General features: G+C 69.8%; 14 protein-coding genes. 11 read left to right on the plus strand and 3 right to left on the minus strand.

The window, feature by feature from the left end:
• Entirely contained in the window at nucleotides 1–1362 is a 1362-nt protein-coding gene (locus SK224_RS13875; protein ID WP_320435255.1) for a branched-chain amino acid ABC transporter permease, read from the minus strand.
• 395 nt (nucleotides 1363–1757) lie between these two features.
• Here SK224_RS13875 and guaB point away from each other — a divergent pair, with 395 nt between their 5' ends.
• Both guaB and SK224_RS13885 read left to right on the plus strand, forming a co-directional pair.
• On the plus strand, nucleotides 1758–3260 hold the full coding sequence (guaB, locus tag SK224_RS13880) for an IMP dehydrogenase (protein WP_137416236.1): 1503 nt from the start codon (nucleotides 1758–1760) through the stop codon (nucleotides 3258–3260).
• A 70-nt stretch (nucleotides 3261–3330) separates the two neighbouring features.
• Complete coding sequence (locus tag SK224_RS13885) at nucleotides 3331–3999, plus strand: TMEM175 family protein (RefSeq protein WP_320435256.1); 669 nt, start codon at nucleotides 3331–3333, stop codon at nucleotides 3997–3999.
• 84 nt (nucleotides 4000–4083) lie between these two features.
• Here the strand turns inward: SK224_RS13885 and SK224_RS13890 are convergent, their stop codons facing one another.
• Nucleotides 4084–5520 carry a DHA2 family efflux MFS transporter permease subunit gene (locus SK224_RS13890; protein ID WP_320435257.1) on the minus strand — a complete coding sequence of 479 codons (1437 nt, stop codon included), beginning with the start codon at nucleotides 5518–5520 and terminating at the stop codon, nucleotides 4084–4086.
• A 79-nt stretch (nucleotides 5521–5599) separates the two neighbouring features.
• Between SK224_RS13890 and SK224_RS13895 the strand changes: the two genes are divergently transcribed.
• From SK224_RS13895 to SK224_RS13920, 6 genes are all read left to right on the plus strand, one after another.
• Nucleotides 5600–6211: a TetR/AcrR family transcriptional regulator gene (locus SK224_RS13895; protein ID WP_320435258.1), complete on the plus strand. Its 612-nt coding sequence runs from the start codon at nucleotides 5600–5602 to the stop codon at nucleotides 6209–6211.
• A 34-nt stretch (nucleotides 6212–6245) separates the two neighbouring features.
• Nucleotides 6246–7361, plus strand: a complete 1116-nt coding sequence (locus SK224_RS13900) for a GuaB3 family IMP dehydrogenase-related protein (protein ID WP_320435643.1) — start codon at nucleotides 6246–6248, stop codon at nucleotides 7359–7361.
• Nucleotides 7362–7374: 13 nt separating this feature from the next.
• Nucleotides 7375–8199, plus strand: coding sequence for an SURF1 family protein (locus tag SK224_RS13905; RefSeq protein WP_320435644.1), 825 nt, complete (start codon nucleotides 7375–7377; stop codon nucleotides 8197–8199).
• Nucleotides 8200–8247: 48 nt separating this feature from the next.
• Entirely contained in the window at nucleotides 8248–8733 is a 486-nt protein-coding gene (locus SK224_RS13910; protein ID WP_320435259.1) for a DUF3817 domain-containing protein, read from the plus strand.
• Nucleotides 8730–10310 (plus strand): glutamine-hydrolyzing GMP synthase, encoded by a 1581-nt coding sequence (guaA, locus tag SK224_RS13915; protein ID WP_320435260.1) that lies wholly within the window; start codon nucleotides 8730–8732, stop codon nucleotides 10308–10310. Before SK224_RS13910 ends, guaA begins: the two co-directional genes overlap by 4 nt.
• Before the next feature lie 66 nt (nucleotides 10311–10376).
• Complete coding sequence (locus SK224_RS13920; RefSeq protein WP_320435261.1) at nucleotides 10377–11723, plus strand: glycosyltransferase; 1347 nt, start codon at nucleotides 10377–10379, stop codon at nucleotides 11721–11723.
• A 207-nt stretch (nucleotides 11724–11930) separates the two neighbouring features.
• Here the strand turns inward: SK224_RS13920 and SK224_RS13925 are convergent, their stop codons facing one another.
• Nucleotides 11931–12842, minus strand: a complete 912-nt coding sequence (locus SK224_RS13925) for a Bax inhibitor-1/YccA family membrane protein (protein WP_137416242.1) — start codon at nucleotides 12840–12842, stop codon at nucleotides 11931–11933.
• A 167-nt stretch (nucleotides 12843–13009) separates the two neighbouring features.
• Between SK224_RS13925 and SK224_RS13930 the strand changes: the two genes are divergently transcribed.
• Genes SK224_RS13930 through SK224_RS13940 form a run of 3 tightly spaced genes read left to right on the plus strand, consistent with a single transcriptional unit; the run spans nucleotide 13010 to nucleotide 16033 of the window.
• Entirely contained in the window at nucleotides 13010–13996 is a 987-nt protein-coding gene (locus SK224_RS13930; RefSeq protein ID WP_320435262.1) for a glycerophosphodiester phosphodiesterase family protein, read from the plus strand.
• Between the two features lie 49 nt (nucleotides 13997–14045).
• A complete protein-coding gene (locus SK224_RS13935; RefSeq protein WP_320435263.1) occupies nucleotides 14046–14993 on the plus strand; it encodes an ABC transporter ATP-binding protein in 948 nt (315 codons plus the stop codon).
• Nucleotides 14990–16033: an ABC transporter permease gene (locus SK224_RS13940; protein ID WP_320435264.1), complete on the plus strand. Its 1044-nt coding sequence runs from the start codon at nucleotides 14990–14992 to the stop codon at nucleotides 16031–16033. Before SK224_RS13935 ends, SK224_RS13940 begins: the two co-directional genes overlap by 4 nt.
• Nucleotides 16034–16112: the final 79 nt, after the last annotated feature.

Genomic DNA, 16112 nt, shown 5'->3' on the forward strand with positions numbered 1-16112 from the left:
TCAGCCCACCCGTTCCTTGCGACCGAACAGACCTTGAGGTCTCACCAGCAGCAGCAGGATCAGCAGCAGCAGGGCGGTCGCGTACTTGAAGTCGCCCGGCAGCCAGATGTTCGTCAACTCGACCGTCATGCCGATGATGAGGGCGCCGAAGAGGGCGCCGAAGGCGGTTCCGAGACCGCCGAGGGTCACCGCGGAGAAGAGCAGGAGCAGCAGCTGCATGCCCGTCATCCAGTTGATGCCGTTCAGAACGAGACCGAGCAGGATGCCGGCGAGGCCCGCCAGCGCCGCGGATGCGGTCCAGATCAGGCGGATCACCCCGTCGACGTTGATGCCGGATGCGGCGGCCAGCGCCGGGTTGTCGCTCACGGCGCGGGTCGCGCGTCCGACGCGGGTCTTGACCAGGAAGAGGCCCACCGCGACGAGGACGACGACGGCGATGCCCATCGCGATCAGCGAGTCCTGGCTGAGCGAGACCGGTCCGATCTGCACCGGCTTCGGGTTGGCCATGACGATGCGCACGGTCGATGCGCCGATGAAGAACTGGAACACGTACTGCAGTGCCAGCGACATACCGATCGTGACGATCATGAGCTGCGTCAGCGAGAGCCGCTTCTTGCGCAGCGGTTTCCAGATCGCGAGGTCCTGCGTGTAGCCGAACGCGGCGCACAGCACGATGACGATGAGGCCCGCGAGCCAGATGTTGAGCCCCAGCAGGTTCGCGAACACGAACGCGAGGAGGCCGCCGAGGGTCACGAGCTCGCCGTGCGCGAAGTTCGAGATGCCGGTCGTGCCGTAGATCAGAGAGAGTCCCACGGCTGCGAGCGCGAGGAGCAGTCCGAGTCGGAGGCCGGATGCCGCCTGCTGGGCGAGCCGGTCCCAGTTGAACCCGGTGTCCGCGCTCGCGCCGCTGGAGCCGCCGCCGTTGCCCGCGTCGCCGCCGGAGCTCTCGAGCGAGAAGAGCGCGGCGGTGTTGGCGCCGAGCGTCACGGTCCGAACCTGCGGCTCCTCGCTTCTCAGAGTGACACCCTCGGGCAGCGTGTCGGCGTCGACCGTGACCGAGTACTCGCCGGGCTGCTCGACGCTCAGCGACCAGCGGCCGTCGTCGTCGGTCTCGGTCGAGACGGTGCCGCCGGGGCCGGTGGCGGAGACCACGACCCCCTTGCCGGCGTCGCGCAGCGTGCCGGAGAGGCAGCCGACGGTGGCGCTGGGGGCGCAGACCTCGGTCTGCATCGCGCTCTCGTCATCGGTGGTCTCGGCGTGGGCCGCGGTGGGGATAAAGGTCAGCAGCGCGACGATGAGCGCGGCGAAGAGGAGAAGAATCCCGGGTAGGGATCGTCTCTCGGTCGCAGTGGTGGAGACCACGGAACCTCCAGTCGGGGACACGCACCCAGGATGCGGTCGGCATCGGCAATGACGACGACGCTACGAGCGTATTGTGTCGGTCGTGTTTCAGCGAGGACACGCCCCGGCCACGATCGCCTCGTCGACGGATTCCGTCACCGGGTGCCGTCTGAGCCTACGTAATCCGCAATCGGCCGTCCGGCTGTCGCTCGCCCCTGTGGATGCGCCGCGACGCGTGGACGTGCGCGCGCGATGGCGGGTGCGGGAACAATCCGCATCCGTGGCCGCTTACAATCGACAGACGACGGGAAACCCTCGCTCTGGCCGTGATCGGCCGGGGTTCGAGGCCTGCTCCCGCGTCTGACGTCTAAGGCGACCCGCCGCATCCGCGAGTGCCGGCGGGGGAGGAGAGCGCGATGGAAAACCACGACCCGTTCGGCTTCGTCGGACTGACCTATGACGACATCCTGCTGCTTCCCGGGCACACCGATGTCATCCCGAGCGAGGCCGACACGTCATCGCGCGTGACCCGCCGCATCACGGTGGCGACGCCGCTGATCTCCGCCGCGATGGACACCGTCACCGAGGCGCGCATGGCGATCGCGATCGCCCGCGAGGGAGGCCTCGGCATCCTGCACCGCAACGCCTCCATCGCTGATCAGGCCGCGATGGTCGACCGCGTCAAGCGCAGCGAGTCGGGCATGATCTCCGATCCGGTCACCACCACCCCGGATGCCACGGTCGAGGAGGTCGACGCCCTCTGCGCGCAGTACCGCATCTCGGGTCTGCCCGTCGTCGATGAAGAAGGGCACCTCGTCGGGATCATCACGAACCGCGACATGCGCTTCGTCTCCGGCTTCGAGCGCCGCACGACCTACGTCCGCGACGTGATGACGAGTGAGAACCTCATCACCGCTCCCGTCGGCGTGAGCGCCGGCGATGTGATTGCCGCGTTCGCGAAGCACCGGGTGGAGAAGCTGCCTCTCATCGACGAGGAGGGCAAGCTCGCCGGCCTCATCACGATCAAGGACTTCGACAAGAGCGAGAAGTATCCGCTCGCCACGAAGGACGACCAGGGGCGCCTGCGTGTCGGCGCCGCCATCGGCTTCTTCGGCGACGCCTGGGAGCGTGCCGAGGCGCTGCGCGACGCCGGTGTCGACGTGCTCGTCGTCGACACCGCCAACGGGCAGTCGGCCGGGGTCATCGACATGGTCCGTCGCATCAAGGCCGACCCGTCCTTCGCGGACATCGACGTGATCGGCGGCAACGTCGCGACGCGCGAGGGCGCGCAGGCGCTCATCGACGCCGGCGTGGATGCGGTCAAGGTGGGCGTGGGCCCGGGCTCGATCTGCACGACTCGTATCGTCGCGGGGGTCGGCGTGCCGCAGGTGACGGCGATCTGGGAGGCCTTCCAGGCCGCCCGCGAGGCGGGCGTGCCGGTGATCGCCGACGGCGGCCTGCAGTACTCGGGCGACATCGCGAAGGCGCTCGTCGCGGGCGCAGACACGGTGATGCTGGGCTCGCTGCTCGCCGGCACCGACGAGTCCCCGGGCGAGATCGTCTTCCAGGGCGGCAAGCAGTTCAAGCTGTACCGCGGCATGGGCTCGCTGGGTGCGCTGCAGACGCGCGGCAAGAAGACCTCGTACTCCAAGGACCGCTACTTCCAGGCCGATGTCCCGAACGACGACAAGCTGATCCCCGAGGGCATCGAGGGGCAGGTCGCCTACCGCGGGCCGCTGTCCGCCGTGGCCTACCAGCTGGTGGGAGGCCTGCGGCAGTCGATGTTCTACGTCGGTGCGCGCACCGTCGAGGAGCTCAAGGCGAAGGGTCGCTTCGTGCGGATCACGCCGGCAGGGCTCAAGGAGTCGCACCCGCACGACGTGCAGATCGTGGTCGAGGCCCCCAACTACAAGCGCTGACCGAACGCGCTCGGAACGCCGCATCCCGACCGGATGCGGCGTTCCGCGTCTCGGGGCTACGCTGACGCTCGTGATCCGGCGACGTCAGCACACCGAGGCGACTGTCTCGACGCGGCGGCTCGAGGCATACACCGACGGCGTGTTCGCGATCGCGGCGACGCTGCTGGTGCTCGATCTCACCGCTCGCACCTTCGACGGGGCGCGCTCCGATGCCGACCTGTGGGCGGCGCTTGTCGGCATGTCGCAGCCGTTCCTCACCTTCCTGGTCAGCTTCCTCATCCTGAGCCTGATGTGGCGGGCGCACGTCGAGCAGTTCGAGCACATCTCCCGCATCGACACGCTCGGTACGTGGATCAACGCGGCGCGCCTGTTCTTCATCGTGCTCGTTCCGTTCACGTCGACGATCAACAACGAGTTCAGCGATCTCGTGCTCGGGCGCATGCTGCTCCCGATCAACTTCTTCCTGGCCATCGGATGCAGCTGGGCGCAGTGGGCGTGGGCGATGCACACCCACGACCGGTCGATGCCCGATCTTCCGCTCGGCGAAGCCCGTGCGCAGGGCGGCGGGGCGTTGAGTGCCCTGATCATCTCGGCCGGTGTGGTCGCCCTCAGCCCGCTGGCCGGCTCGCTCGCCTTCCTGCTGTTCCTCGTCGACGGCCCGCTCACCCGCCTCCTGTCGCGTTCGCGCTCCACGACAGAAGGTGGCGCGCCACCGCCGGAGGACACCGCCGCCGCGTGACGGCGCGACCGAACTCCTGCAGAACCGCCTGATTGCCGTGGCCGGATGCCGGGAGGGCGGGATCTGCAGGAGTTCGGTCCGTGTTCAGACGCCGACCCCGACCTCAGCGCGAGCGGATGCGGACGCGGGCGCGATCTCGGCGCGGGGGCGCGGTGAGCGTCCGGCCGGCAGCCACAGCGCGGCGACGGCGGCGGCGACCAGCACGGCGGCGCCGACGTAGACCGCGGGGCGGGCCGCATCCACATAGGCGTCGGGCAGGAGCTGACCGCCCGCGCCCACGAAGATCGCGGTCATGACGGCGGTGCCCAGCGCCACCCCGATCTCGCGAAGCGTGGAGTTCACCCCGGATGCCTTGGCGTGATCGACGAGCCCGAGGGTGGCGAGCAGCGCCGTCGCGGACGGGGCGAACACGAGTCCCATGCCGATTCCGGCGAGCAGGAACGGGGCGACGAGCGAGGGATAGTCGAGCGAGGTGGAGAGCATCGCGGCGATCCACGCGAGGGCCGCCGCCTGGAAGGCGAGTCCGGCGACCAGGAGCGCCCTCGTGCCGATGCGACCCGAGAACACCCCCGCGAGCGGCGCCACGAACATCGGCGCGATCGTCCAGGGCGTCGTCTGCAGTGCCGCCTCGAGCGGAGAGGAGCCTTGCACGACCTGGAGGTACTGGATGAGGAGGAAGACCGCCCCGAACGTGCCGAAGCTGAACGCGAAGCCCACGACGTTGGTGAGGGTGAAGGAACGGTCGCGATAGAGCCGGAGCGGCATGAGCGGAGCCTTCACGCGCGACTGCCAGACGAGGAAGAACACGATGAGGGCGACGGCGACGGCGATCTCGGCCACGACGGATGCGGAGCCCCATCCGTCGTCGTTGCCGCGGACGATCGCGTGGACGACAGCGAGCACGCCCACGCCCGACACGAGGGTGCCGACGACGTCGATGCGGGCGCGCTCGCCGCGGTCGTTGCGGAGCGCGGAGAGGGCGAGCGGGATCGCGACGATGGCGACGGGCACGTTCAGCCAGAAGATGGCCTGCCAGTTCCAGCCCTCCATGACGGCGCCGCCCACGAGCGGTCCCACTGCGACGCCGAGCCCGGAGACCCCGCCCCAGATGCCGATGGCGAGCGGGCGGCGCTCCGGGGGCACCCCACCGGAGAGCAGGGCGAGGGAGAGGGGGAGCACGCCCGCGCCGCCGAAGCCCTGGACGGCTCTGGCGACGATGAGCTGCGTGGGGTCTGTGCTGAGGGCCGCAAGCACCGATCCGATACCGAAGACCGCGATCCCGACGAGGAAGACCGACCGTCGGCCGAGCCGGTCGCCGAGAGCGGCGGCCAGCAGGATCGTCGAGGCGAATGCGAGCGTGTACGCGTTGACGAACCACTGCAGCTGCTCGACGCTCGCGCCGAGCTCGGTATGCAGGACGGGCAGGGCATTGGTCATGACGAGGTTGTCGAGCGTCGCCATGAACATCGGGAGCGATGTCGCGGCGACGACGAGGGCGAACGGGCGGGAGGGACTCGACATGGAGAGTCGTCCTTTCGTGTTGTAATCGAATGATTACCAAGCTGAGGCGACTGTAGTTATCGACTGATAACATGTCAATATGGCCTCCGGAACGATGACGTCGAAGAAGCGCCTGAGTTCGGATGAGCGCCGGGCGCTGATCCTGACGGCGGCGATCGCCGTGTTCGGCGCCAAGGGGTATGTCGGCACGACGACGGATGACATCGCGCGCGCGGCCGACGTCTCGCAGCCCTACGTCGTGCGCCTGTTCGGCACCAAGGAACAGCTGTTCCTCGCCGCGCTGGACGAGACGCTCCGGCTGCTGTTCGAGGCCTTCGAGCGGGCGGCCGGCCCCGGCCTGGACGATGAGATCGAAGCCCGCATGGGGCACGAGTACATCGGTCTGCTCAGCGTGCGGGGCCTGCATCAGACCCTTTCGCACGCGTTCCTCCTCGGCTCCCACCCGGTCATCGGCCCGCGGGCGCGTGATGGGTTCGCCCGCGTATGGGCGTACCTGCGCGACCTCGGGTTCCCTGCGGAGCGCGCGCAGGCGTTTCTCGCGCAGGGGATGATGCTGAACACGATGATCGGACTCCGGCTCGCGGATGCGGCCGAGGTCGACCCCCGGATCGCCGACCTGTTCGGCGCCTGCTTCCCGACGGAGAAGGCGACCGTGCTCGCTCTCGCCCCGCGCGTGGACGAGCCGTGGTGACGTCCGCCGTGGCGGCTAGGCTGGTGGGGTGAGCATGGACATCGAGATCGGACGCGCCAAGCGGGCCCGGCGCGCATACACCTTCGACGACATCGCCGTGGTTCCCTCGCGTCGTACGCGCAACCCGGAGGATGTCTCGACCTCCTGGACGATCGACGCCTTCTCGTTCGACATCCCCGTGCTCGGTGCTCCCATGGACTCCGTGGTGAGCCCCCGCACCGCGATCATGCTCGGCCAGCTGGGCGGGCTGGGCGTGCTCGATCTCGAGGGCCTGTGGACGCGCTACGACGACCCGGAGCCCCTCCTGGCCGAGATCGCGACGCTCTCCTCCGTCGACGCGACCAGGCGGATGCAGGAGCTGTACGCCGAGCCGATCAAGCCCGAGCTCGTGCGCGACCGTCTCGCGGAGATCCGCGCCGCGGGCGTGACGGTGGCGGGCTCGCTGACGCCGCAGCGCACGCAAGACCTGTACGAGACCGTCGTCGCCGCAGGCGTCGACCTCTTCGTCATCCGCGGCACGACCGTCTCGGCCGAGCACGTGTCCTCCGTCGACCAGCCGTTGAACCTCAAGAAGTTCATCTACGATCTCGATGTCCCCGTCATCGTCGGCGGTGCGGCCACGTACACCGCAGCGCTGCACCTCATGCGCACGGGGGCGGCGGGTGTGCTGGTCGGCTTCGGCGGGGGAGCGGCATCGACCACGCGTGCCACGCTCGGCCTCCACGCTCCGATGGCCACCGCGGTTTCCGACGTGGCCGGCGCGCGCCGCGACTACCTGGACGAGTCCGGCGGTCGGTACGTCCACGTGATCGCCGACGGCGGCGTGGGCACGTCGGGAGACATCGTCAAGGCGCTCGCCATGGGCGCCGACGCCGTCATGCTCGGCGTCGCTCTCGCCCGGGCGACCGATGCGCCGGGCCAGGGCTTCCACTGGGGCCCGGAGGCGCACCACCCCAAGCTGCCGCGCGGCAATCGCGTCAAGGTCGACCAGGTCGCTTCGCTCGAAGAGGTGCTGTACGGGCCGGCGCCGGTCGCCGACGGCACCGCGAACCTCATCGGGGCGCTGCGCAAGTCGATGGCCACCACGGGATACTCCGACCTCAAGGAGTTCCAGCGGGTCGAGGTCGTCGTCGCCCCCTACGCGCGCTGAGGTCGGCCGTCCCATCGTGAGCTCCCCCACATCCGACGACCTTCCCGAGGTCTTCCCGCCGACCCTGCGCGAGGTCATGCTGCGCGGGCGGTGGATCGCGATGCTCTTGCTGTGCCTGGCCGTCGCAGCGGTGTTCGCGTGGCTCGGCCAATGGCAGCTCGCGCGAGCGATCGACACGGCGCCGCGGGAGGAGGGCGCGACCGAGCAGGTGATGCCGATCGCGGACGTCGCGGTTCCCGGGGAGTACCTGACCGATCCGCTCATCGGCCAGCGCGTCGAGGTGAGCGGCACGCTCGTGCCGAGCGACTTCATCGTCGTCGCCTCGCGCTACAACGGCGGCGTCGAGGGCTACTGGGTCACCGCGCACCTGCGCGCCGTCGATCCGGATGCGTCGCTGGCCGTCGCCGTGGGCTGGACCGCATCGCGGGACGACGCGGATGCGGTCGCCGAGGCGCTGGCGAAGAGCACCGACCCGAACCAGGTCATCACGCTCACGGGGCGGATCGTCGCCGACGAGGGCCCCGTGCCGCCGCCCAAGAGCGATCCGTGGGAGATCACGCGGATGTCGCCCGCCGCATTGCTGAGCCGCTGGCAGGACATCGGCGACACCGACGTCTACCGTCAGTTCGTCGTGGCGGACGATCCGATGGGCGGCCTCGCCGACATCGATTCGCCGGCGCCGGATGCGGGCTCCTCCGTGAACTGGCTCAACATCTTCTACGCCGCCGAATGGGTGATCTTCGCCGGCTTCGCGTTCTACCTCTGGTACCGCCTCGCGAAGGATGCCTGGGAGAAGGAGCTCGAGGAGCTCGCGGACGCCCAGGGCGTCGACGCCTGAGCTTCTGAGGCTCGGGCGAGCCCGCTGTGGCCCGACTAGACTGGATCCATGCCCGCCCCGAAACTCGCCACCTTCCCGGCGATCCGCAAGGCGCTGCGGTTCTATCAGATCTGCTCCGTGATCACCGGCGTCGGCCTGCTTCTGCTGGTCACCGAGATGATCCTGAAGTACACGCCGTCGCTCGCAGTCGAGCTGTTCCTGGGCGGATCGGGCGGATTCCTGTGGTTCGCGCCGGTCGTGCCGGGCCCCGAGGGCGACCTGATCTCCACCGGCGACGGCGTCAACCTGTCGCTCGGCATCCTCATCGTGCACGGCTGGTTCTACGTCGTCTACCTCATCGCCTGCTTCCGCGTGTGGAGCCTCATGCGGTGGCCGCTGTGGCGTCTGCTGCTGCTCGCCGCGGGCGGTGTCGTGCCCTTCCTCTCCTTCGTCATGGAGGCGATCGTCGCCCGTGACGTCAAGCGCTACCTCGCGGTCCGTGAAGCCGCCGAGGCCCCTCCCGCATCCGCCGCCGCGACAGAGAGCAGCCGTTGACCGAGCAGACCGATACCTCCCAGCGTCCCGTCCTGGTCGTCGATTTCGGCGCCCAGTACGCGCAGTTGATCGCCCGCCGCGTGCGCGAGGCCGGCGTCTACAGCGAGATCGTGCCGCACACCGCATCCGCCGCCGACATCGCGGCGAAGAACCCTGTCGGCATCATCCTCTCCGGCGGGCCGTCGTCGGTGTACGAGGAGGGTGCGCCCGCGCTGGACACGGAGGTCTTCGACCTCGGCGTGCCCACGCTCGGCATCTGCTACGGCTTCCAGGTCATGGCGCAGGCGCTGGGAGGCGAGGTCGCGAACACGGGGCTGCGCGAGTACGGCGCGACCGACGCGACGATCGTCACCGAGGGAACGCTGCTCGACGGCACCCCGGCCGAGCAGAACGTGTGGATGAGCCACGGCGACCAGGTCTCCCGTGCGCCCGAGGGCTTCGACGTGCTCGCGCGCACCGCGGCGACACCGGTCGCCGCCTTCGCGAACGACGCGCGTCGCTTCTACGGCGTGCAATGGCACCCCGAGGTCAAGCACTCCGACTACGGCCAGACCGTGCTCGAGAACTTCCTTCACAAGGCCGCCGGCCTCGGTGCCGACTGGAACAGCGGCAACGTCATCGCCGAGCAGGTCGAGAAGATCCGGGCGCAGGTCGGCGAGGGTCGGGTCATCTCGGCGCTGTCCGGTGGTGTCGACTCCGCCGTCTCGACGGCGCTCGTGCACAAGGCCGTGGGCGACAAGCTCACGGCGATCTTCGTCGACCACGGACTGCTGCGAAAGGGTGAGCGGGAGCAGGTCGAGAACGACTACGTCGCCTCGACGGGCGTGCGCCTGATCACCATCGACGCGCGCGAGCAGTTCCTCTCCGCGCTCGAGGGCGTGAGCGACCCCGAGCAGAAGCGCAAGATCATCGGGCGCGAGTTCATCCGTGCCTTCGAGGCGGCTGAGCACGACCTCGTCGCCGAGGCGGCCGCCGACGGTGAGCCGATCCGCTTCCTCGTACAGGGCACGCTCTACCCCGACGTCGTGGAGTCGGGCGGCGGCGCGGGCACGGCCAACATCAAGAGCCACCACAACGTGGGCGGTCTGCCGGAAGATCTGCAGTTCGAGCTCATCGAACCGCTGCGCACCCTCTTCAAGGACGAGGTGCGCCAGATCGGCCGCGACCTCGGACTTCCCGAGGCGATCGTTGCGCGCCAGCCCTTTCCGGGCCCCGGCCTCGGCATCCGCATCGTGGGTGAGGTCACCGCTGACCGTCTCGAGATTCTGCGGGACGCCGACGCCATCGCGCGTGCGGAGCTGACCAAGGCGGGCCTCGACGGCGAGATCTGGCAGTGCCCGGTCGTGCTGCTCGCGGACGTGCGCTCGGTCGGCGTCCAGGGCGACGGACGCACCTACGGACATCCGATCGTGCTGCGCCCCGTCTCCAGCGAGGACGCCATGACGGCGGACTGGACGCGGCTGCCGTACGACGTCCTGTCGAAGATCTCGAACCGGATCACGAACGAGGTGCGCGACGTGAACCGCGTCGTTCTCGACGTCACCTCCAAGCCCCCGGGGACCATCGAGTGGGAGTGAGCTCGGGGCGCTCGCTCTCCGGTTCGGCGTGCGGCGAGAGTTGATCGCCTCGTGAGCGGCGGGGGCATGTCCGACCGGGAGCCGGAGACGCTCGAGGGCGTGACCGCGCTCGTGCTCACATCGCGGCTGATCCCCGGGCTGGACGGCGGCTACACGGTCGCGACGCTCCAGCGGGCGCGGCTCCTCGCCGACGCGGGAGCCCGGGTTCACCTGCTCAGCGTCGACCCCGGGGCACCGACCGACCACGCTGCCCACCGCGAGGCGTTCGTCGCCGCCGGCGCCGCCGCATCCGTCGATGCCTTCCGCAACCTCTTCGACGACGCCGCGGCCGATCCCGGTTGGCTGATCGCCGCCGCGACGCCGGGCGCGCCCACCCCCGGCGTCGCGTACCGAGAGATCCCGGATGCGGCGGGTCGGCGTCTGCTCGCGCTGCCGGTGATCTCCGGAGACCCCGACTGGCACCTGACGCAGGCGGCGGTCGTCGTGCATGCACCCGATGGCGACCTGATTCTGGCCGGATTCGGGGGGCTCTACCGCGCGTGGCTCACCCATGTGGTCGCCGGGCTCACGCGTCCGATCGTCCTGTTCTGCGAGTCGCGCCAGCTCGGCGAACTGCTCGCGGCGGATCCGCCGCAGGGCGTGAGTATCGTGCACACGATTCACACCACGCACCTCTCATCGCCGTACGGCCCGGATGCGCCGGTCAACGACCTCTGGCGCCGGTGGTTCGCCGTCGCGGATCGCTTCGACGCGGTGCTGTGGCCCACCGCGCAACAGCGCGCCGACGCCGAAGAGCGCTTCGGCGCGCATCCGGGGGCGACCGTGCTGCCGAACGCGGCGCCTCCTGCCGTGGACGAGCCGGCGCCGGCCGATCCGCGCCGCGTCGTCATGCTCGGGCGTCTTGCGCCGGGCAAGCGCATCGATCACGCCATCCGGGCATGGCGCCGCGTGGTGGCCGCCGTCCCGGATGCGCGGCTCGAGATCTGGGGAGACGGGGCGCTGCGCGATGATCTGCAGCGCCTGATCGATGAGGGCGGGCTGGCCGCATCCGTGACGCTCGCGGGACGCAGTGACCGAGGTGCGGCGCTGTTCGACGGCGCGGCGCTCATGGTGCAGACGACGGCGTTCGAGGGGCAGGGACTGGCGGCACTCGAGGCCATGAGCCGCGGTGTTGCGGTGGTGTCGTACGACGTGCGGTACGGTCCGCGCGACCAGCTCGGCACCGGCGGCGGCATTCTCGTGCCGGACGGCGACGAGGACGCGTTCGCGGACGCGGTCATCGAGCTGCTGCAGAACCCGGCCGCGCGCGAGCGTGCGGCGCGGATCGCCCTCGCGCGCGCCGCCGACTTCGCGCCCTCCCGCGTCCGCGACGACCTCGTCGCGGTCGTCCGCCGCATCCTCGCGCCGCACTGAGCCGTCCGGGGGCGAGGCCGCAGGCCAGTGGTGTGTGTGGCGACGTGGGCCGGTCGCGCCTCCCGCTCGCCTGTCATAGATCGATGCGGGAGAGGCGATCTGTGACAGGGGAACGGGCCATCACCCGAAGGTCTCCGGACGGCGGGGGAGCCCGCCCGCCATGACGAAGGGCCGCCCAGAGGGACGGCCCTTCGATGCGCGGAAGCGCTAGTTGTTGCCGCGCAGGATCGCGATCATGCGCAGGATCTCCAGGTACAGCCAGACGACCGTCACCATGATGCCGAAGCCGCCCATCCAGGCGAACTGGCGGGGAGCGCCGTTGCGCACGCCCTGCTGGATCGAGTCGAAGTCGAGCACCAGCGAGTAGGCGGCGAGGATCACGACGAACACGCCGAGGATCAGTCCGAGCGGAACGCCGAAGATGAGCTGGCTGCGCAGGCCGAACATCTGCCCGGCGGGGAAGACGCCGAAGAGCATCAGCACGACGTTCAGCAGGCTGAACACGAGGTAGCCGACCATAGCGATGAGGAAGATCTTCGTGGCGCGCTTGGAGGCGCGGATCTTGCCGCTCGCGAAGAGGGCCAGCGTGACACCGACGACGGCGACGGTCGCGAGGGTGGCCTGGATGACGATGCCGGGCCACTGCACCTCGAAGAACGCCGAGATCGCGCCGACGAAGATCCCCTCGAACGCGGCGTACGCGAAGATGAGCGCGGGGCGCACCTTCTTGCGCGAGCCGAAGATCACCACGAGAGAGAGCACGAAGCCGACGAGGGCGCCGATGATCATCGGCGCGACGACGAGGGTCGTGGCCTCACGCGGCAGCAGCGTGCCGCCGAGAGTCACGAACCAGCCGGCCACGGCACCGATCAGGAGCACGGCGAACAGTGCCGCGGTCTTGTGGACGGTGTCCTCGACCGTCATGCGGCCGGTGTCGGCGGCGCCTGCCGGCGGGGCCGCGAACGCACCCTCAAGGCCGGCCTGCTGACCGGGCGTCACCGTCGACGCGGGGGGCGGGGTCAGACCGATCCCCGCCGCGTTGGAGCCACCGGGGTAGCTCTTGACGGCACGCGGGTCCTGGAATGCAGGGTTGTTGAACGCGGGGTTGGACGAAGCCATCGGCAGGGTCACACTCCAGTGTCAGGTGGCGGCACGGTGCCGCAGCACCCACGATATCCCAGTGTTTCCGCGGGTGGGGAGGGTATCGCTGTGAGTGAACTTTGAGCCGGGTACGAGCACGTCGCTGTCGACATGGGAGTCGAGCGGATGCGGTTAGCCTGGGCGCGATGTCTCCTCTCGTGATCGGCCACCGCGGTGCACCCGGCTATCTACCCGAGCACACCCGTTCGTCCTACGAACTCGCCATCGCGCAGGGGGTCGATGCGCTGGAGCCGGATGTGGTCGCCACAAGGGACGGCGTGCTGGTGATCCGGCACGAGAACGAGATCTCCGACACCACGGACGTCGCCGACCGCGCCGAGTTCGCCCATCTGAAGCGCACGAAACAGTTCGCCGGGCACTCGATGACCGGCTGGTTCACCGAGGACTTCACGTGGGACGAGCTGTCCACCCTGCGCTGCCGTGAGCGACTGCCCCGCATCCGAACGCAGAGCGCGGCGCACGACGACACGGAACCGGTCCTGCGACTGGTCGATCTGCTCGAGATCATCGGCGCCGCGTCCCGCCCGATCGGTCTCGTGCTCGAGATCAAGCACGCCGCCTACTTCCAGGCCATCGGGCTCGATCTCGTGCCGCTTCTGGAACACGACCTGCAGCAGGCCGGGTGGCTGGATGCGGGTGCGCCCCTGACCTTCGAGTCCTTCGAGCCGACCGTGCTCACGACGCTGCGCGAACGAGGCGTGCCGGGCACCTACATCCATCTCATCGAGGCTGAGGGTTCACCCGTCGACCTGCTCGTCGCCCTCGGCTCGGACGCCCCGACCTACCGAGACATCGTCTCGCCGCGAGGACTCGACGCCCTCGTCGGCAGGTTCGACGGCATCAGCCTCGACAAGAAGCTGATCCTCGTACCCAACGCCCTGGGACGCATCACCCGACCCGCTCCAGTGGTGGCCGAGGCGCAGCAACGCGGTCTTCGGGTGTTCACCTGGACGGCCCGTCCGGAGAACCGCTTCCTGTCGCGGCAGTTCCGCGTCGGCAGCGAACCGGCGCGTTTCGGCGACTATGAGGGCGAGTGGGACCTGCTGCGCCAGGCAGGTCTCGACGGGATCTTCGTCGATCACGCCGACCTCGGCGTCGCGTTCTTCCGGTGATCGAGAGTTTCCCCTGCGGGCGGCTCCGACCGCCCCCTAGTGTCGGAGCATGACCTCGACCGGCATCGTCGCGAGCGACGTCACCCGTTCCTTCGGCTCCGTGCAGGCGGTGAGGGGCGCCACGTTCGTCGCCGAGCCGGGGCGCGTGACCGGACTCGTGGGGCCGAACGGGGCGGGCAAGACCACGCTGCTGCTCATGCTCGCATCGCTGTTGCGTCCCGACTCGGGCACGATCAGCATCCACGGTGTCGATCCCGTCGAGGATCCCGCAGCGGCGCGGAGCATCCTCGGCTGGATGCCGGACGCCCTCGGCGCGTGGGGCGCGCTGACGGCCCGGGAGACGCTCGTCATGACGGGGCGGCTCTACGGGATGACCAAGGCGGATGCGGGCGCGCGCGCCGACGCCCTCCTCGACCATGTCGGTCTGGGGCCGCTTGCGGGCGCACCGGCCCGGGTCCTCTCTCGCGGACAGAAGCAGCGCCTCGGTCTCGCCCGAGCCCTGGTGCACGACCCGCAGGTGCTCCTCCTGGACGAGCCGGCATCCGGACTCGATCCGCAGGCGCGCATCGACCTGCGCCGACTGCTGCGCGGTTTCGCCGCTGCGGGGCGCACCGTCCTCGTCTCCAGCCATGTGCTCGCCGAACTCGAGGAACTGGTCGACGACGCCGTCTTCCTCCGCGACGGCACCTCCGTCGCCGCGCCGAGCGCGTCGGCAGCGGTGCGTCCGTGGCGCCTCCGCGTCTGGGGTGAGCCGCCGACGCCCGTCGCATTCGCCGCGGCACTCGGCCGCCGCCCGCAGGACATCGGCCGGGACCGGGATGCCTTCGTCGTCGGCTTCGCCGGCGAGGCGGACGCCGCCCAGGGGCTGCGGGCGATTCTGGATGCCGGCATCGCCGTGACCGAGTTCGCCCCGGCCGTCGGCCGCCTCGAGCAGGCCTTCATGGATCTCTCCGATCCGGCGAGTGCTCGCCCCGCATCCGAGGAGGAGGGCGCATGAACGCGTCGAGACTGTGGACCATCACCGTCCTGGAGCTGACCCAGCGCGTCCGTTCGGTGGCCTGGTACGTGCTGCTGGGCGTCTTCGCCGTCATCCTGCTGGGCGTGACCGTCCTGTCCTTCCTGGCCTTCGGGATGTGGTCGGGCACCGAGGGGCCCGGAGGGGCGATCTACTCGGTCATCGTCTACATGGTCATGCTCCTGGTGCTGCTGGTGGCTCCGACGGTCGCGGGAAACGCCGTCAACGGCGACCGGGAATCGGCGACCCTCGCGGCCGTCCAGGTGACCCGGGCGACCACGGCCGAGATCGTGTTCGGTAAGCTCCTCGCCGCCTGGATCACCGGCCTCGCGTTCCTCGCCGTCGCCGTCCCCTTCCTGATCGCCGCGACGGTCGCCGGCGGTGTCGCGCCCGCATCCCTCGCGGTGTCACTGCTGGTGCTGATCCTCGAGATCGGCATCTTCGCCGCGATCGGCGTGGGACTCAGCGCGCTGCTGGCGCGTCCCCTGTTCTCCGTGGCGTCGACCTACCTGGTCATGGCCGCCTTCGTCGTCGGGACACTCATCGTGTTCGGCCTGGGCGGCATCTCCACGCGCACCGAGGTGACGACCTCGTCCCGATGGGGCATGGAGTACGACATGAGCGGCGGGGCCGTCTCGTGCAGCCCGTGGGAGACGTACACGACAGAAGTGCCGCGCTTCGACAGGGTGTGGTGGGTTCTCGCCGCCAACCCGTTCGTCGTGATCGCCGATGCGACACCGACGGTCTACGACCGCAACGGCTATCCGCAGGACCTGTTCGGGCAGATCGCCTCGGGCGTCCGGATGGCGCAGATCCCGCCGGAGACGGAGGTGCGCAACGACGGCTGCGAGAACCCGCAGGAGTCCTACCCGAGCACCGAGGAGCAGACGGCGGGGCTCGCTCCCAGCTGGTTCGTCGGCCTGGGTGTCCAGCTGGTGGTCGCGGGCCTGCTGTTCTGGGGCGGTTATCGCCGCACACGGACGCCGGCGCGGTCGCTGCCCCCTGGCACGCGCGTCGCCTGAGCGGCGCGGGTGAGGGGCAAGTGGACACCCTGCGTTCACCGGCCCGTCGCCGACCGTGCGCCCTGGCGCCATCCGGTCT

The organism is Microbacterium sp. BG28, from assembly GCF_034044005.1.
Classification (GTDB): domain Bacteria; phylum Actinomycetota; class Actinomycetes; order Actinomycetales; family Microbacteriaceae; genus Microbacterium.